The 18,269-nt window shown below is 65.2% G+C and carries 14 protein-coding genes and 1 tRNA gene; 3 read left to right on the top strand and 12 right to left on the bottom strand.

The features are described from left to right. Positions 1–50 precede the first annotated feature (50 nt). Complete coding sequence (locus RhoFasB10_RS09820) at positions 51–1,370, top strand: hypothetical protein (RefSeq protein WP_167676248.1); 1,320 nt, start codon at positions 51–53, stop codon at positions 1,368–1,370. Positions 1,371–1,414: 44 nt separating this feature from the next. On the opposite strand, the gene RhoFasB10_RS09815 is transcribed toward RhoFasB10_RS09820, so the two are convergent. The 6 genes from RhoFasB10_RS09815 to RhoFasB10_RS09790 all read right to left on the bottom strand — a co-directional run bounded on the left by RhoFasB10_RS09815 (position 1,415) and on the right by RhoFasB10_RS09790 (position 8,037). Continuing rightward, complete coding sequence (locus tag RhoFasB10_RS09815) at positions 1,415–2,083, bottom strand: methyltransferase domain-containing protein (RefSeq protein WP_167676224.1); 669 nt, start codon at positions 2,081–2,083, stop codon at positions 1,415–1,417. Next, on the bottom strand, positions 2,080–2,574 hold the full coding sequence (locus RhoFasB10_RS09810; RefSeq protein ID WP_346764375.1) for a hypothetical protein: 495 nt from the start codon (positions 2,572–2,574) through the stop codon (positions 2,080–2,082). The genes RhoFasB10_RS09815 and RhoFasB10_RS09810 overlap by 4 nt, the downstream gene beginning before the upstream one ends. Continuing rightward, positions 2,571–3,779 carry a molybdopterin-dependent oxidoreductase gene (locus RhoFasB10_RS09805; RefSeq protein WP_068422734.1) on the bottom strand — a complete coding sequence of 403 codons (1,209 nt, stop codon included), beginning with the start codon at positions 3,777–3,779 and terminating at the stop codon, positions 2,571–2,573. The genes RhoFasB10_RS09810 and RhoFasB10_RS09805 overlap by 4 nt, the downstream gene beginning before the upstream one ends. A 7-nt stretch (positions 3,780–3,786) precedes the next feature. After that, a complete protein-coding gene (locus RhoFasB10_RS09800; protein WP_068422737.1) occupies positions 3,787–4,476 on the bottom strand; it encodes a hypothetical protein in 690 nt (229 codons plus the stop codon). Between the two features lie 273 nt (positions 4,477–4,749). Further along, on the bottom strand, positions 4,750–6,333 hold the full coding sequence (locus tag RhoFasB10_RS09795; protein WP_068422740.1) for a GMC family oxidoreductase N-terminal domain-containing protein: 1,584 nt from the start codon (positions 6,331–6,333) through the stop codon (positions 4,750–4,752). Positions 6,334–6,342: 9 nt separating this feature from the next. Next, positions 6,343–8,037 carry an aldehyde dehydrogenase family protein gene (locus RhoFasB10_RS09790; RefSeq protein WP_254303437.1) on the bottom strand — a complete coding sequence of 565 codons (1,695 nt, stop codon included), beginning with the start codon at positions 8,035–8,037 and terminating at the stop codon, positions 6,343–6,345. A 201-nt stretch (positions 8,038–8,238) separates the two neighbouring features. On the opposite strand from RhoFasB10_RS09790, the gene RhoFasB10_RS09785 reads away from it, so the two are divergent. Together RhoFasB10_RS09785 and aac(3) are read left to right on the top strand one after the other, a co-directional pair. After that, positions 8,239–9,399, top strand: coding sequence for a PucR family transcriptional regulator (locus RhoFasB10_RS09785; protein ID WP_167676220.1), 1,161 nt, complete (start codon positions 8,239–8,241; stop codon positions 9,397–9,399). Further along, positions 9,396–10,247 carry an aminoglycoside 3-N-acetyltransferase gene (gene aac(3), locus RhoFasB10_RS09780; protein WP_068422746.1) on the top strand — a complete coding sequence of 284 codons (852 nt, stop codon included), beginning with the start codon at positions 9,396–9,398 and terminating at the stop codon, positions 10,245–10,247. Before RhoFasB10_RS09785 ends, aac(3) begins: the two co-directional genes overlap by 4 nt. On the opposite strand, the gene RhoFasB10_RS09775 is transcribed toward aac(3), so the two are convergent. The 6 genes from RhoFasB10_RS09775 to RhoFasB10_RS09750 all read right to left on the bottom strand — a co-directional run bounded on the left by RhoFasB10_RS09775 (position 10,187) and on the right by RhoFasB10_RS09750 (position 18,043). After that, on the bottom strand, positions 10,187–11,134 hold the full coding sequence (locus RhoFasB10_RS09775; protein WP_068422749.1) for an alpha/beta fold hydrolase: 948 nt from the start codon (positions 11,132–11,134) through the stop codon (positions 10,187–10,189). The genes aac(3) and RhoFasB10_RS09775 overlap by 61 nt on opposite strands. Positions 11,135–11,271: 137 nt before the next feature. Then, positions 11,272–11,342: transfer RNA gene (locus tag RhoFasB10_RS09770), tRNA-Gly, on the bottom strand. Between the two features lie 51 nt (positions 11,343–11,393). Then, entirely contained in the window at positions 11,394–13,193 is a 1,800-nt protein-coding gene (locus RhoFasB10_RS09765) for an EAL domain-containing protein (protein WP_254303426.1), read from the bottom strand. 59 nt (positions 13,194–13,252) lie between these two features. Further along, a complete protein-coding gene (locus tag RhoFasB10_RS09760) occupies positions 13,253–15,097 on the bottom strand; it encodes a bifunctional diguanylate cyclase/phosphodiesterase (protein ID WP_068422751.1) in 1,845 nt (614 codons plus the stop codon). Between the two features lie 43 nt (positions 15,098–15,140). Further along, complete coding sequence (locus RhoFasB10_RS09755; RefSeq protein WP_167676218.1) at positions 15,141–17,291, bottom strand: Rv1355c family protein; 2,151 nt, start codon at positions 17,289–17,291, stop codon at positions 15,141–15,143. Continuing rightward, complete coding sequence (locus RhoFasB10_RS09750; RefSeq protein ID WP_167676216.1) at positions 17,288–18,043, bottom strand: hypothetical protein; 756 nt, start codon at positions 18,041–18,043, stop codon at positions 17,288–17,290. Before RhoFasB10_RS09750 ends, RhoFasB10_RS09755 begins: the two co-directional genes overlap by 4 nt. Between the last annotated feature and the right edge of the window lie 226 nt (positions 18,044–18,269).

The raw sequence follows: 18,269 nt of genomic DNA, 5'->3' as shown, positions 1-18,269 counted from the left end.
CCTCTTCTATGCTGAGCGCAACGAGTGACTCGCACGAACGTTAGGTGAACATCATCCGGTATTGGAGAGAATCCGTCGCGGCCGTTCTTGCCGTTGCACTCGTCGCGGTGGCGTTCGTCGTCCCCTACCTGGGCAACGAGCTCGTCACGCCGATCATCAACAGAACTCCGCAGCAGGTCCGCGATTTCGCCGACGCAGCACCGCTTTTCGGGTTCCGTGAGATCCACTTCGGCTGGGGCACACCGTTCGCGATCCTGCTCGGTGTCGCCGCCGTGCTGTGGGGTCCCGAGATCGCTCGACGGCTGCCGTGGCGACGGCTCCTGCTGTCGACGTGGGCCGCGTCGGGTGCGTGGACCATGTCGCTCGCGATGATCGACGGGTGGCGACGGGGATTCGTCGACCGGCTCGCGTCGACCGACGAGTATCTGCACGAGGTCCCCGGCATCACCGACATCCCGGAGACGTTGCGCGGCTTCTCCGAACGCATCCTCGACTACCAACCCGACTCGTGGACGACGCACGTCTCCGGCCACCCGCCGGGTGCGTTGCTGACGTTCGTGTGGCTCGACCGTCTCGGGCTGAGCGGCGGCGCGTGGGCCGCAGGGCTGTGCGTTGTCGTCGGAACCAGCGCGGCGATGGCGGTCATGGTGGCGCTGCGGGCTCTCGGTGACGAGACGATGGCGCGTCGGGCAGCGCCGTTCGTCGCGATCGCACCTGCCGCGATCTGGATTGCCGTGTCCGCCGACGCGTTCTACACGGGTGTCGTCGCGTGGGGCATTGCGCTGCTGGCCGTTTCGACGAAGCATCACCGGTGGCCGGCGTCCATCGCGGCCGGTGTGCTGCTCGGGTTCGGCATCTACCTCAACTACGGTCTCGTGCTGATGGGGCTGCCTGCGATCGCGGTGCTGATCGCGGCGCGCACGGCGTGGCCGTTGATCGGCGCCGTCGCCGGTGCGCTGGTCGTCACGGCGATCTTCACGGCGTACGGCTTCTGGTGGTTCGACGGGTACGAGCTGGTCCAGGAACGCTACTACCAGGGCATCGCCACGGACCGGCCGTTCGCGTACTGGGGCTGGGCCAACTTCGCAGCGCTGTTCTGCGCGTTGGGTGTTGCCGTACCGGCCGCACTGCCGCGCATCTTCACGAGGCTGCATCCGGTGAATCTGCTCGTGCTCGCGGGGCTCGCCGCCGTCGTCATGGCCGACCTGAGTCAACTCAGCAAGGCCGAGACCGAACGCATCTGGCTGCCGTTCGCGATGTGGATGTTGTTGGCCCCCGCGGTACTTCCCGCGCGGACGCACAAGTTCTGGCTCGCCCTGCAGGTATTGGCAGCGCTGCTGATCAATCATCTGCTGTTCACGAACTGGTAGTGCGGCTGCGCCGCCCGTGCGTGCATAGTTGGCCCAGGCACCGACTATCCGCGCACGGGTGCCGAAGGCGCACTGATGCGCGCGACGTATCGCCCGTGAATCTGCCCGATGTCGACGACGCGTAAGCCGGCCGAGCGTGCCAGATCGGCCGTCGCGTCGGCGCTGACGCTGGCCCACGCAAACCAGTCGCCGACCATCGTGTCGGTCTCCCACCGCACGGTCCGTCGACGTACGGCGCCGTCGCCCGGGGGATCGACCTCGGCGATGATCGTGCCATCGGGGCGGATCAGTTCGGCGGCACGACGCAACAGCCGGACCGGATCTCCGCCGATGCCGATGTTTCCGTCCGCCAGCAGGACGCAGGCCCACTCGCCGGCGTTCGGTAGGGGTTCGAACAGATCTCGCAGCACCGCACGGCCTCCACGCCCGACGGTCAACTGAACGGCCTCACGGGAGGTGTCGACGCCCAGAGCCGAGATGCCGCGTCGCGCAAGACCTTCGGTGAGACGGCCGGGCCCGCAGCCGAGATCGAGTGTGGGACCGCTGCAATGGCCGATCATGCGATTGTCGGCGATACGGTCTTCGGCCGTCGACGCGTCGCCACCCATCCATCGAGCGATCGGCAACGAGACGCGTGTGCCGTCGGAATCTCCCATCCAACAGGGAAGGCCCGAAGAGGCCCGTCGAAACAGCTCGTCGGCTGTGACAGTCATGCAGGCCTCCTGGTGAGTGCGGTGCGAAGTGCATAGGTGATGGCGCTGATCCCGAACAATGCTGCGGTGAGCGCGAGCCACCGTCCGAGGAACGGGTCCTTAGTCAGACCCGTTGCGGCGACATAGGTTTGCGAGCCCTGCGAGATGATCCCGGGCAGGAACAGCACGAATGTCAATGCCGTCCCCATCAACGGGATTCGTATGTAGTTGAGCGGCGATACACGCCAGCGGACGTGAGGGGCGCGGCCGCGGACAGCGGCGATACCGCTCGAGAGAGACCGGTCGACGACTGCGTAGAGCGGGAACAGCACCAGATCGTGCACGACGACGGCCCCTGCGAACCACACTGCGATGGACTGCCACCAGACATCACGATTCCAGAATGTCTGTATGCCTGCCATCCAGACCACATAGCCCATGAGGGCGAAGGCGAAACCCATTGCCAGCACATGCAATGGGTGCGCCCCGTAGAAGCGGACGAAGTACCTCACGAGACAGTCCTGAATTCGATGGTCTCGACCCATTTGGTGTTGTGCACCCCGGGCATGGCCGGGACGATGATGCGAGCCGGGTAACCGTGGTCCGGCGACAGGTCGACTCCATTGACTCGCAGCGCCAGCAGCGAGTCCGGGTGCAGCACCTGATTGGACTGCAGCATCGCCTGACGGAACGGCCCGTCCTTCTCGAGTGACGTGACCTGCGCGGATCCCGGTTCGGGTGTTCCGGCAGCGGCGGCCAGGTCGCGTAGCCGCACTCCCGTCCATGTCTGTACCGTCGACCAGCCCTCGACGCAGGCGATAGGCAACCGGGCAGTGTGTTGAGGCATCGTCAGCAACGCTTCGCGCGTGAAGGTCACCGGCGACGTCCCTCCTGTCAGGGTGAGAGTCCACCCCGCATGGTCTTCGGGAATCCGGGCAGCAGCGGCGGTCCGGTTGACCTGGAAGTCGTTGGGTCCGTCGCCGTAGGAACGGCCACGGGGAAGGAGAATCGCTGCGTTTCGAAGGAATCCGCCCGTCGTCTGCCCGACGGTGAGTACTGCGACGAATGCCGCACCGCCACCGACGAGGGCAAGCGCACCGCGTCGGCTGATAGTGGGCTCCGACGGGTCGGCGGCGATCAGATCGGAGTCGCCGTGCTCCTGCCCGTCACGAAGAGTCTGCATCAGCGAGCGTCCGCGGAGCGTACGAATCATCAACGGTGTCTTGAGAATCGCGTGACTGACGAATCCGGCGATGAAGATCCACGCGCCCCAGTAGTGGGCCGTGTAGAAGCTGAAGCCGAAGATGTAGTCGTACTGGATGTTCAGAACACCGGTGACGATCTCGAACAGGATGCCCCCGACGAGCGCGAGGAGCGAAAGACGTTCGAGCGCTTGGGCAATCGACCGTACGGGTGGTGTCGTGAAGAGCTTCGGAATGACCGACCACAGTTTGGCCAACACGATCGGAACGAGCACCAGTCCGAGTCCGACGTGCAAGCCTTGCGTGAGGCGATACAGCCAGACGGGATCGGTGGGCCAATCGAACTGCGGCAACCGCAGCCAGCCGACGTCGCCGGGCATCGCCTGCCCGAACTGCGGTCCATACGCGATGTAGGACAGCAGCCCGGTGACGATGACGATCGGCAGGCCGACGAGCAGAACCGCTCCGAGAACCGAGGTGAACCACGGTCCGCGGAGCGGGCTGCGAAAACCCATCGGTGTTTTACGCAGTGGCGATGGTGATGGTTGCGACGCCCACGAGCAGGCCCGGGGTGACGGCGTCGGTCTTGAACGTATCGTTCAGCAGGCCGGCTGCGGTCTCCGAGATCTTGACCTGGGTGCCCTGCAGGATCGCGGTGTTGTCGGGGCCGGTGGCCAGCGGGTTCAGGGTGCGGCCGTCGAGATCGAAGATGACGGCATCTTCTGCGGCGACGTCGCCGTTCACCGTGACCGTGCCGGTCAGCAGAGACGTTCCCGGATCGATGTCGAAGTCCGTCAGCTCGACGACGGTGTCACCTGCGGTCAGCGAGAGTCCGCTGCCGTCGTGCATGATCTCGCCCTGCACGTACGGGTCGACGGTGCCCGGCTCCCAGTACTTGACCTCGCCGCCGGTGATCGGGAAGGAGATGGAACCGTCTGCGAGAGTGGCGGTTCCGATGGTTCCTGGGGTGAGGCCCAGGGTCGTGAGCGCGCCGGTGAATCCGGGGTCGAGGGCCACCGCGGTGCTGACGCCGTTGGACAGGTCGTCGACCTCGGCAACAGGCTCCGGGGTAGCTTCGGCCGAGGTGGCTGCTGCCGACGTGGTGTCGCTGGAGCTGGAGCTGGACGAATCGTCGCTGGAGCACGCCGCGAGCGGTACGAGCGTCATCGCACCGATTGCGGTGGCGGCCATGACTTTACGGATCGAGATCATGATGATTTTTCTCCCTTGCGTTGGCTCGTCTTACCCGAGCGTTGTGGGGGATTCGCCGCAGCCTCGAATCCGGATGGGTCGAAAGTCGATGGCCGGTTCACCCGGCGCTCGTTCGTCTTCCAGCGACGCCGCCATACATGTTGTGGCGGTGGCATATTCGACGCTACATCGGCAAGGGGGCAGGGTCACTCGTTCAGCACGATCGTTACGGCCCGTGACACATCACGGTACGATTCGTTACCGTACCGTGATGTTTGAATTTCGCCTGGGCGCTCAGCCCAGAATCAGATCCGCGGCCTTCTCGCCGATCACGACACTCGGCGCGTGGGTGTGCCCGCGGATGATCGTCGGCATGATCGACGCGTCCGCGACGCGCAGCTTGTCGACACCGCGCACCCGCAGGTCCGGCGTGACGACGCTCGACGCGTCGCTACCCATGCGGCAGGTGCTGACGGGGTGGTACAGCGTGTGCGCGTTCTGTTCGAGCGCCTCGGTGAGGAGGTCGTCGGCGGAGGCGTCGGCACCGACCCTCGGCCGCACGATGTCGCCGAGCAACCCCTTGAGCGCCGGCTGCGACGCGATCTGCGTACACACGCGCAGTCCCTCGATCATCGCCTGCCGGTCCACCCCGTCGGGATCGCTGAGGTAGCGGGGTTCGATGATGGGCTTGGCGAGCGGGTCGGCGGAGCGCAACGTGATCTCGCCGCGGCTTTCGGGCCGGAGCAGGACGGACCCGATGACGGCCGCATGCGCGTCGGGCGCGATGAGGCCTTCGTCGAAGAACGGCGCGGGCGCGTAGATCAGCTCGACGTCGGGCAGCGAGACGCTGTCACGACTCCTGATGAACCCGTACGCCTCGGCCACGTTGGACGTGAGCATTCCGCGTCGTCGGACGAGGTAGTTGACCAGTTCGGGGATCTTCTCGGCGAAGAACAGCGAATCCTTCTCGACGCTCCAGCCGATCAACGCGGCGAGGTGGTCGGTGAGGTTCTTGCCGACGTGAGGCGAATGGTGCAGGACCTCGATGCCGTGTGCGTCGAGCTGTGCCTTGTCTCCGATGCCGGACAGCATGAGAAGCTGCGGTGAATTGACCGCCCCGCCGGCGAGAACGACTTCGCGCGCGGCACGCACGGTACGGACGACACCACCCGAGACGTATTCGACGCCTACCGCCGCGGTCCCGTCGAACACCACTCGCTGCGCCTGCGACTCGGTGAGAACGGTCAGGTTGGAGCGCTTGCGGATCGGCTTCAGGTACGCGTCCGCCGTGCTCCACCGCGCCCCACGCTTCTGCGTGACCATGGTCTGCGAAAAGCCTTTCGGCTCCGGCAGATTCGCGGGTTCGACGGGGTAGCCGGCTTCGCGCACGGCCTCGAGGAACGACGACGTCAGTGCACGCGGGCTGCGTTGGTTCGACACGATCAACGGGCCGGAGTTGCCGGCGTCGAGAGCTGTTGCGTTCTCGATGCTTTCTATCTTGCGGAAGTAGGGGACGATCTTGTCGAACGACCACGACGAATCGGCCAGTGACGCCCATTCGTCGTAGTCGGCCGCGAATCCGCGCACCCACATCATGGCGTTCATCGACGACGACCCGCCGAGCATCTTGCCTCGCGGCCAGAAGATGCTGCGGCCCTTCAGTTCGGGCTGGGGCTCGGAGTCGTAGTCCCAGTCGACGTCGCTCCGGAACAGTTTCGAGAACGCCGCCGGAATGTGCGCGAACTTGTTCTTGTCCTCCGGCCCCGCTTCGAGGAGGACGACGCTGTTGCGTGGGTCGGCGCTCAGCCGGTTCGCCAGCACAGCCCCCGAGGATCCTGCGCCGACGACGACGTAGTCGGCGATCGATGGGTGGTCCATGTTTCCCCCTTATCCGCGCAACGCCGAGGCGAAGATCGCGGGAAGTTTCGCCCACGACGGCTTACCGGCGAATGCTGTCAGCAACCTACCTGTCGTGGCGGCCGTTCGGTTGGAAAGGAACCACGGAGGTTTGGGGGTGAGCGCCCATTCCCGGGCCAGCAGCGAGCGCGGCGCCGGCCGGAACGGGCCGCGCACCACCGTCCGTTCTGCGCCGTCGATCAGCAAAGCGTTGTGCACGATGCCGATTCCACTCTGGACGTCGTCGATGGTGTGTCCGGGAAATGCGCCCCACGTGGCTGCGGCGGAGAGGAATCCGAGGCCCGTCCACGTATTGACGGCAACCGTTCCATAGCGCAGTTCGGCGAGAAGGGATTCGAAGCGATCGCCCATCTCGGCGATCGTCGAGGGATGCGCGATGATGTTGATCCCGAGCGTTCCGACGAAGTCGTCGTTCGCGGTCTGCACTGCCTTCTCGGCGAATGAGTTTCCGGTGCAGGGTAGTTCGACGACACCGAGGACCGGTGCGAAGTACTCGGTGGTCAGCAGGGCCGTTTCGTCGCCCGGATCGATGTCGCCGATCAGCACGCGTCCGTTGCTCAACCGTTCCGACCGGGGATAGCTGTCGAGCGCGCCGGTCACCCGCGCGTCGCTGCCGGGGTAGTAGGCGCGGCGACCGGGCGCGCGGTCGAGGGCGTCACGCAGGGCGGCGAGGAATTCGTCGCGCTGGTCCCATGCCGACGAGATGATCACCGCCTGCGCTGCGACGCAGTTGTAGCCGTTGTTGTGCAGTCGTTGTGTGGCGATGTGTTCGGCCTGGAACTCGATGTCCGCGCGGCTCCACTTGCCGGGAAGCACGATGGTCGGTGACACGCCACCGAGTTCGCTCGTCATGGGTTTCGTCAGGATCGGGTCGTTGGCTGCTTTTCGTTCGGCGCCGGTCTCACCTGGACCGAACACGATGGCGTCGTGCGTGATCGAACTACCGGTCATGTGCACGTGCGCCACCGACGGATGCTGCACGAGGTACGTTCCGACTTCCGGGCCGCCGGTCAGAATGCGGACCGCGCCGACCTCGATCAGCGGCGCCAACACCGTCGTCAGGACGGGCAGCATCGGATCGGTGATGGGGTTGAGCTTCAATGCGACGACGCGGTTGTGCGCGAACAGCTCGTAGAACGTGTCCAGCGGTGCGATCGACGTGATGTTGCCTGCACCGAGGACGGCGCCGATGCCGCCGGTCCGCGTCGGCTCACGTTGGGCCAGCCCGGCGCTGCGGGTCGCAGTCGCTGCATCGATGCCGGGTTTCAGCCAGACGTCGGCGCGAAAACCGCTGAGCAGCAACGAATCGTACATGGTCATCGGTAGGACCTGAACGGTCGTGCGGTCGCCCGGGGCCGAACCGAACTCGACCGACGCGAGCGGGCTGTTGCCGGAGTCCAGCGCAGTCAACGTGTGGATGAGCGTGCTCGCTCCGCCGGCGAACGCGTAGGGCCCCGACATCCACTCCTCACCGAGCAGCGGCGACGACTCGCTCAGGCCCTTGATCACGCGGGCGGCGTCGACCCATTCGTTGCCGTGCTCGACAGTGAGGTCACGGACGCGACCGAGAAGATCCGCGCGCTTCGACAGCGACAGCGACGCCCATGTCTTCTCGCCCTCGCCGAGCTCTGCGAGGGCCGTGTCGACGGCATGGCGTGCCTCGATCTCCGCGTTCCGATCGACGTGCAGATGGGTTGTGGATCGTTCGGTCACTTCGGGCAGCCCCCGTCTCGCTCGGCATCGGTCCTTCGCTGTGATTGTCATCGCAACCGAACGCGGACGCTATGGGCGGACGCTGTCGACTTCTTGTGCCGTCGCACAAAGAAACTGTGGCCTGGCTAACACCGGGTGATCTAGCATCGAATCATGACGACTGCACCGGCCGCCACCGCGTCCTACGAGCTGGCGGCGCCGCTGATGGATGCGGTGGACAGCCTCACCGACGAGCTAGTTCGACGCATCCTCGACGCCGAGCACGGGTATGTCGAGTCCACGTCGTTGACGCGGGAGCAACTTCGCGAGGCTTGTTTCGCGAACGTCACGGCGCTGATCTCGAACCTCGCGGGCATACGACCGATCGACTTGGACTCCGCGCGAGCAGCGGGTCGCTTGAAGGCCGAACAGGGCGTTCCGCTGGCCGCTCTGCTCCATGCGTTTCGATTGGGCGGACGCCTCATCTGGGAAGAACTCATGGAGCGTTCGGAGGCGGACCGACCACGGGCGCTGCTCGACATCGCTGCCCAGGTGTGGGCCCTCGTGGACGTCTACTCCGATGCAGCGGCGGACGCCTATCGACTGAGCACCGAGGCCAGGGCCGAGCAGGACGCCGATGTGCGACGACGGCTCGTCCGCGCGGTGTTCGCCGGTCACGGATCGAATCCGGCCGCCGTCTCCGACGCACTGCGCACGTTCCGTATCCCCGAGCGTGGCAGTTTCGTCGTCGTGTCGGCCGAGGCGTCCTGCGCCGACATCGCTACTCGCGGGGTCGATGCGATCTGGGACAGCGAGGTCGACGGCGTGCTCGGACTGTTGTTCGCCGGTTCCGATGCCCTTCTCGACGCCGTCGTCGACGCCATTCCTGCCGGCAGCGGCAACATCGGCGTCAGCTCACTGTTCTCGTCTCCGTCCGGTACGCCTGCCGCGGTCGAGCAGGCAAGGCTCGCCCGGGCGTGTGCACGCGTGGACGATTCCGCGTCGACGCGGTTCGACTCGGTTCCGGTCCCGCTGCTGCTCGCCGGAAACCCCGATTCCGGACGCACCGCAGGACGGCAGATCCTCGGTAAACTCCTCGATCTCCCCGACGCCGAGAGGTCGAGCCTGCTGGCCACGTTGGACGCGTGGTTCCGCTCCGAGGGGTCGACCACCGACGCAGCCGAACGGCTGCACTATCACCGCAACACCGTGCTGTACCGCTTGCGGCGGATACAGGAGTTGACGGGGCGGGACTTCCTCGACCCGGTCCACGCGTCGGAGTTGTTCATCGGGTTACGTGCTTATCAGCTGTGCATGGACGGCTCGATCCAGTGAGCCCGCATACACGGGCGAGCCTGGCGGCCGACGCGGCAGCACTGGGTCTCGGCGACGGGAACATCGTCATGATGCACGCGGCGTTCAGCCGAGTCGGTCCGGTTCTCGGAGGCCCCGATGCGCTCGTCGACGCCGTGCTCGACGTCGTCGGGCCGTCGGGAACGGTTGTGTCGTACCAGGATTGGGGCGTCGGTGTCGACATCTGGAACGACGACGGCAGTGTGCAGGAGCCGCTGCGCGCGCACGTCCCTCCGTACGACCCCGCGACGTCCCGGCCCGCTCGCGACCACGGCATCCTGGCGTCGACCATTCGTTCCAGGCCCGGTGTGCACACCAGCGCCAACCCGGGAGCTGCCATGTCCGCGTTGGGTTGTCGCGCCGACGAACTGACACGTGATCACCCGATGGACGACGGCTACGGCGCCTCGACACCGTTGGCACGGATCGTCGCGTCGGGTGGCATGGTGCTGATGGTCGGGGCGCCTCTCGACACGATGACGGTGTTGCATCATGCGGAGGCCACCGCCGACATACCGGACAAACGTCGCGTGCGCATCGAATACCCGCTACGGGGTGACGACGGCAGCACGGTCTGGCGGTGGGTGGAGGAGTTCGACACGTCGAGACCGATCGTCGACGGCCTGGACGACGACTACTTCGCGTCCGTCGTCGAGGATTTCCTCGCGACCGGTTCCGGCCGTCGAGGCACGATCGGCGACGCGGACAGCGTGCTCGTCGACGCGCGGGAGATCACCGCATTCGCGGTCGACTGGCTGACGCGTCGGAGTCAGTTGCTCGCGACGACGACGTCGAGAATGCCTGCACCGAGAGGAACCGGACCGCAGTAGGGGACGATTCCCGCGCTCGGATCGAGCGCTGCGAGAACGAGTCCCAGCGTCGTCGGATCGTAGGTGATCGTGAAGTGCGCGACGTTGTTGATCGGGCATACGTCCTGCACCACGATGTTCGTCACGTCCGGGTCGTGGAACAGCGCGTTGGTGTAGGGCTGGATCGTCTCGTCGACGCGGGTCGCGATGGACGTGTAGTGGACGCCGGGCACGGTGTCACCGTGTGCGTTCAACTGGTTCAGAAATTCCGATCCCTGAAGCAGTTGCACGAGCGCGGGCCCGAATTCACTCGACACCGCTGTGGTTCCACCCGGAATGGATTGCACGACAGGGGAAAAGCCGTACGCGTTTCCGCCGTAGGTCGGTGACGCGATACCGATCCATTCGTCGACGACGGCCGCCCCGCCCAACTCGTTGGTGTAATACCGTGACACCGCGGCGCCTTGCGAGTATCCGACGATGTCCACCTTCTCGGCGCCGGTTCGCGCGAGAACGCGTTCGGTGAAGTCCTTCAGTTCGGCTGCGCTGTCGCGAATGTCGCTGTATCCGTAAGTCGTTCCGTCAGGCGACGCGCCGTAGTTCAGTGCATACGCGCAGTACTCCTGTGTCTGCAGGACCGGACCGAGGCCCGCCCAGTCGGCATACGCCGTCGCATCGGTGCCGTGCACCAGGATCACGGGGTTCGGATGGTTCGGCGACGGCACGCACGAGGTGTCGTTGACGCCGGGTGGTGTCGAGTTCGGATGCGCTTCCGAGTAACGGATCGCGTCGGCATGACTGGATTGCGCAGGGCCGGGAACGGACGGCACGACGGGCTGTGCCGTCGCGATGCCGGCACCGAGCGCGATCGCTACCGTGCAGAAAGCCACAGTCAGTGTGCGGTTCACACAATCCCTCGCGCATTCTCCCCCGCGTTGCCTTCACGATATGCCGGTCGTGGTGACTTGTCGCAGCGAGCGAGGGGATGTATCGGGATTGTTCACAAAAGGCAGGTCGGTCGTTACACGCCGATAACTCCGTGAAGAGCCGGTGACGGGAATCGAACCCGCCTCTCAACCTTGGGAAGGTCGCGTTCTACCAATGAACTACACCGGCGTTTCGGGTCGTACGACCCGCGAGAAGACACTGTAGCAGCACGGGGATGCGTCAGATGTCGATGGTGACGCCCCGTAGCAGCTCGAGTGCGTCGGCTGCGGGGACAGGTCGGGATATCAGGTAGCCCTGGGCGCGTCGGCATCCGAGCCCCACCAGAACGTCGGCGGCCTCACGCGTCTCGACGCCCTCGGCGATGACGTCGAGATCGAAGGATGCAGCGAGTCCGACGACCGAAGCGACGATCGCGACGTCGTCTCGATCGGCAGTTCCGAGGCTGGCCACGAATGCCCGGTCGATCTTCAAGGCATCGACCGGTAGTTCCTTCAGGTGCGACAAAGAGCTGTAGCCGGTGCCGAAATCGTCGATGGCGACGTGGACACCGTGACGGCGCAGCCCGTGCAGGGTTCGTCGGGTGCGTTCCAGATCCTTCACGACGGCGACCTCGGTGATCTCGAGACACAGTGACGCGGGCGCGATGCCGTACTGCCGCAGCACCGCCGCGACGGTGCGTACGAAGTCGGTGGACACCAACTGTGTGGGTGAGACGTTCACCCGCATCGAGATGTCGAGTCCGGGTAGTGTGCTGCGCCAGTCGGCCAGCGTTCGGCACGCGTTCTCGAGTACCCACCGGCCGAGTTGGGGTGCGAGGTTGGTCGCTTCGGCGACGGGGATGAAGGCATTCGGGGGCAGGAGGCCACGGATCGGGTGCTGCCATCGCACGAGGGCTTCGAATGCCGTGACCCTGCCGCTGATCAGGTCGATCTCCGGCTGGAAGTGCAGCAGCAATGCGTTGTCCTCGATTGCATTCCGCAGATGCACCTCGACGTCGCTTCGCAATTCGCTCTCCCGCTGTACCTCTTCGTTGAACTGCGCAATGTTTCTGCCGCCGTCGGCCTGCGCGATCAGCGCGGCCTGGTCGGCGCCTTTCAACGCGGCCTCGGCGGAGATGCGTCCCGGGTGGGCGACGGATATCCCGATGTTCGCTCGACGGTTTCCGTCCACGCCAGGCGCATTCAGCGCTCCGACTGCATCGAGGACGGACTTCGCGGTCACCGTGGCGATGTGGGCGTTGGCGGGTCCGCGCAGCACGATGACGAATTCGTCGCCGCCCAGACGTGCGATCACCGCGTCCGATCCGATCTCGGTGCGCAGGGTCTCTGCCACGGCGACGATGTATTCGTCCCCGGCAAGATGGCCGAGAAAATCGTTGAGCGCCTTCAATTGATCGAGGTACAGGGCCAGTACCGCGATCGGTCCGGTCGAATGATCGTCGAGTCGCTCGTGCAGATACGTGAGCAGTGCACGGCGGTTGAACAAGCCCGTCAGCTCGTCGTGCGTCGCGGCGTACCGGACGCGATTCTCGGCGTCGACTCTTGCGTGGACCTGTGTCATCAGGGCCGCGATGGCCCTGAGGGCGTTCAGTTCGTCGTACGACCATTCACGCGCGGACACTGTTCCGAACCCGAGGGCACCCACCGTGACACCGTTGTCGACCATCGGCACGACTGCCAAGGTGTCGGCGACGAATCCGGACGCCGACTCGACGAGTTTCCGGTATCCGTCGGCTCCGTCGCCGGCGCGGATGACGCGAATGTCGCGCAGCAGTTCGGTCGACGCGAACACGGGTTCGGCGTTCACGAACGAGACGATGTGCAGCGGGTCCGGATGCTTGACGTCGGTGCGCGGCGGCCATTCGGCGATCAGCACACTCGACCGTGTGTCGAAATCGACGTGGCGGAGGAACGCGATGTCCAGTTCGAAGCTGTTGACGAGTCCTCGGACAACTGCCTCGTAGGTCTCGCGGGCGGTCGCGGCGTCGGCGCCCATGAGCTGGGTCGCGACATCGGTCACCACAGCATCCAGACTCCGACGTCGATTCAGTTTCCTCTCCTACCTCGAGACTCCCCGCGTCACGGAGCTGACTCTACAGCCGAGACCAGCATGTTCCGCATGTCTTCTTCCGGAACGGGGCGCGAGAAGAGGTAGCCCTGTGCGCGATGACATCCGACAGCGAGTAGTTCGGACTGCGCCGCTTCGGTCTCGACGCCTTCTGCGATCAGGTCGAGGTCGAATGCTCTCGCGAGCGAGGCGATCGATCGAACGATGGCCTGGTCGCTTGCATCCGAGTCGAGATGCTCGACGAACTCGCGGTCGATCTTGAGCGCGTCGACCGGAAGGATCTTCAGGTGCGCCAAAGAGCTGAACCCGGTACCGAAGTCGTCGATCGCGATACTCACACCCAGCTCGCGGAGCATCGTAAGGACCTTCGCTGTCTGCCCGGTGTCCTGGACGACGGCGTTCTCGGTGATCTCGAGGCAGAGATGGGTGGGGGCCACCGAGCCCGAGGTCAGTGCGCGCGCGACGATGTCGACGAATTCGGTCGCCAGGAGCTGGGCAGGCGAGACGTTCACGCGCAGAACGATGTCCAGCGTCGGAATGTCTCGGGCCCACTCACTGTAGGTGCGTAGCGCATCCTCGAGGACCCATCGGCCGAGTTCGGTTGCGAGATCCGAGGATTCGGCGATGTCGATGAAGTCCGCAGGGGGTAGTAATCCGCGTGAGGGGTGCTGCCACCGAACCAACGCTTCGACGGCGGTGATGCGACCGGTCTGCAGGTCGATCTCCGGTTGGTAATGCAGTGTCAGCTCTCCGTTTTCGATCGCCGAATGCAGATGCAGTTCGACGTCGTTCCTCAGCGCGTTGCGGGCTCTGATGGTGGAGTCGAACAATGCGACGCTGTTTCCGCCGGTTCGCTTCGCCACCAACGCGGCCTGGTCGGCGTTCGCGATCACCTCGTGCACACTGTCGACACCCGGATATGCCGTCGTCACACCGATACTCGCGGTTCGGTTGATCGCGTCACCGGCGATGAGAACCCGGGTGGAGGAGACCGCGTCGAGCACTCGGCATGCCACGTCGTACGGCGACGCGGTCTTGCCGTCGATCGTCGCGGGCTGGAGTACGACGACGAATTCGTCTCCGCCCCATCGCGCGATGCTGACGTCGGGATCCAGCACACCCCGCAGGGTGTCGGCCAGTGCGCACAGATAGGCGTCCCCTGCGGTGTGACCGTAGAAGTCGTTGAGTGCCTTCAATCGATCGAGGTCGAGGAACAGGACCGCGACCGGCCCGCCGGTGGCCTTGGCGTCGAGCCGGCGTTCCAGATCGTCGGTCACGCCACGCCGATTCGACAATCCGGTCAGTGCATCGTGCTCGGCCGCCGTGCGCAGTGACTCCTCGGCCTCGATTCGAGCGTGCACCTGCGTGAACATGGACGCGATCGCGACCAGAGCGTTGGTCTCCTGTTCGGACCAGTCGCGGTCGCCGCCCTTGATGAGTCCGACCCATCCGATCGACCTGCCCTGGACGAGCGGGACGACCGCCATGGACGTGACCGCGTACCCGGACGCAGCCTTGACCCGTCGTCGATATTCTTCTTCCTCGGGACGCGGCCGAAACACCTTGGGGTGCAGCAGATGCTCACATGCTGCGAAGACGGGGTCGGCGTCGGCGAAGTACACGACTCCGAGGGGGTCCGGATCGGGGGCGTCCGGCCGGGCGGGCCACTCGGCCACCATGACCGTGGAGCGGTTGTCGTAATCGGTGTGGCGAAGGTACGCGGCGTCCACACCGAAGTATTCGACGAGAGTGCGCAGTACTCGCGTGTACGCGGTCATCACCGACGCTGCATCGACTCCCATGAGTTCCGATGCAACGTCGGTGACGAGAGCGTCGAGACTACGGATGTGTTTCATGGCTACCCCCGGCCATCTCGACGCCCGCCCGACAGCGGTTGACTCAGTTCTGCGGTACGGCGCCCGACTCTACCGGCTCCTCGGCCACATGAGACCGCGTTCGACGACGGCTGCGCACAGCCGTCTCGTCGGTGTGAGACAAACGCAGAACCAACGCGATCGACTCTCCGGTGTCGATTCCGACGATCGACTCGAACTGCTCTTTCAGCTGTGCCAGGGCCTGGGCGTAGTGCGCCGACAATTCGTCGAATTCCGCGGGCTCGTGAGCGTAGATGAACACCGGTGACGCGGGATGGACTGCGAGACCGTGTTCCTCGGCGGTGATCCACACGTTCTGAGTGCCGGATCCGCCGCGCACGAAATCGGCGGGTGTGTCCCCTGAAACGATCGTGACCGCAAGACCCGAACTGGACATGATGCGCTCGTGACTGTCCTCGCCGAGGGCGACGCCCGCGTCCCAATCATGAAGCAGCGCCATCACATCCGAGCGACGCGACACGTCGAGCTTGACGAGGTCCGTCGGATCGAGCGCCAACGCGTGAACGTCGATTCCGGTGTTCGGATCGGCCTGCCCCGGCCAACGAAGTTCCGAGATCATCTCCGAATGCAGCGAGTTCGTCAGATAGCGGATGCGATCGGACTCGGCGATGATGTCGGCGACGCGCTCGATCGCGTCGCGGTCGGTGACGAGCGCCAGACGCGTACCCTCGGCGTCCGCCGCGTCGGACAACGCGGACCTCGTCGCGTCGTCGAACGGACGGGGCGTTCCGAGATTCCGATTCGTGACACGGGACAGCACACGTGGGTACTTGGCTGCCAGATCGGTGTCGGTGCCGTCGGTCAGCGACAGGGTGATCTGTGCCGTGTCTCCGTTCGTTCGGATTTTCGGCTGTCCGACCAGACCGCGGTCCGCTGCAGCGACGCGAGCGTTGAACAACGCCGCACCCAACGCGACGTGGCTGCCGCGGTACGCGACGTCGAGCCCGGAGGTTCGGTGCGTGTCGACCTCGAGTGCGATCGATCCCTCGGAGACCGTGATGTGCCACGGCTGGACGTTCCCTCCCGAGGGCGCCCGGTTCGCGGCGTCGGCGATCGCGTCGAAGGAGCTTGCGGTCGCGGTCGTGGACTCGTCGGCGGACAGCGGAGAAACCGCGCCGTCGATGTGCACGTCGCCGGTCGGTACGGCGAGTGCGTCCAGATGCTCGTCGATGTGGATGCGGACGCGACCGGACTCGAGCTTCTGCCCGAGTCCGAAGCGTCGAACCGCGCCCGCGACCGACGCGCCTCCCAACCCGACCTCACTGCCGAGCTGCGGCCAGGTCGTCGTCGTACGGTCGACCTCGATCATCGACGCCGCCATACGAGCGGACAGGTCGTCGGCCCCCAGGAGCGCCAGTACGTACGGCACCTTGTCGTGCGTCGACAGTCCCTTCAGCGTGCTCGATTCGATGTCGCCGAGAAGGCCGTGGAACAGAGCCCGCTCCGGCTCGAGGTCGAAGCGTTCGACGTCGAGCAAGCCACGGTCACTGGTCTCCATGATGACGGGCACGCCGTGTGCGCGGGCATGCTCACGGACGAGGAGTTTGACGTCGAGCGAGTCGCATTCCTCGATCACGAGGTCCAGGCCGTCGACGAAGCTGTCGGCGGATTCGGCGGTCACGCCACGGTCGTCGATTTCGATCGGCAGGTACGGGTCTATCTCCGCGATTCGGCGTGCGGCGACGATGGGCTTCGTGATACCCAGATCGAGCAGGGTGGCGGGAATGCGATTCAGGTTGGACAGTTCGATCTCGTCGAAGTCGGCGAGTCGCAGTGCGCCGCAGACTCCGTCGAGAGCCAGTGCGTAGGCAATGGCATGTCCGACGCTCAGGCCGACGATGCCGATCTTCAGCGTCGAGAGTCGATCCTGTTCCTCGGCGGTGATCTTGTTGCGATTGCGGTCGAGCCGGAGTCGGCGGAAGGCGACGGGTCCCAGTGTCGCGACGACGGTTCGACGCCACGGGTAGTGCACCCACCGCATCGGTTCGTCGAGAATCTCCTGCGGCGGAGGCGGTGTCAGCCGCGCGAGTCCTTCGCGTTGTACCGACAGTGTGTCGAGAAACTCGATCGTCGGATCGTCGCGCAGCCGCCTGAGTTCCGCGCGGTCCGCCGAGTCGGTGTCGTCGAGAACGATTGCTTGCCAATGTGTGGTCATGATGCAGCAGCCTCCGTGGGGATGGGGGCGCGGCCCAACAGAGCGTCGACCGCGTCGGAGATGTAGCGATAGGTTTCGGCACTCGCAGTCGCATGTATCGCGCGATGATCCCACCAGAGGATTCGAGTGTTGTAACGGTGGTCGGGGTACGGCACTGGGTCGATGTGGGCCGCCATCACGGCACCCGAGTCGAGATAAGGGCCCACAGCGTGGTCAGCGCTCGTCGCGAGAGTGAAGCGGCATCCGAGAACTGCGGCGGCCAGCGATGCACCGATGGCGCCGAGGTATCCGGGTCTACCGCACCGAGGTCCGTCGACCGACGACCACACGGTCTTCATTTCCACGACGCCATGTGGAAGCCGATCGGCCACCATCGACCGCAGTGCGGTTCGGCCGGTCGGCGACGACGCCCACTCCAGATCCGCGTGGGTCTGCTGGGGGTAGGAGTACGGGCCCTGAACCCGAAGACCTCCACACAATTCTCCCGATCTGCTCAGCTTCGCGAAAAACAGCGACGTCGTCGACCCGTCTGCGATTCGCTCGTACTCCAATGCTTTCTCGACACCGAAATGCGAATAACTCTCTCGCGCGCCCTCGACGAATTCTCGCCACAGGTCCGGGCGTGCGCTCGGCGTGGTGGCCAGCACCGTGCACTGCAATTGATGGTCGAAATAGCTCGACTCGGGTGGAACGAGAACGTGATTACGCATTCGTTCTCCGACTCTCCGATCGAGCACGAAGGTGGAATTCATCGTCATCCCTCTGTGATAGCCCCGTGATGAGGCCAGAATTGGTGGACATTGCTCATTATCGGGGCAAATGGAACGAACGTGAGTCCGGCGAAATTTCCGAAGGGGTGGGCGCGAAGACGGATCTCGGCGTGCCCGCGCGGGCGGCGACCTCGACACCCGCCGGTAACCAGTCGCAGACGGGTGGTGCAGCGTTACGCGCTTCCCGGACGGCACGTTAGCCTTCGGT

The sequence above is a fragment of the Rhodococcus sp. B10 genome, from assembly GCF_011770055.1.
Taxonomy (GTDB): domain Bacteria; phylum Actinomycetota; class Actinomycetes; order Mycobacteriales; family Mycobacteriaceae; genus Rhodococcoides; species Rhodococcoides kyotonensis_B.
Note: the sequence above shows the minus strand (reverse complement) of the source record. Positions and strands in the feature narration are given on the sequence as shown.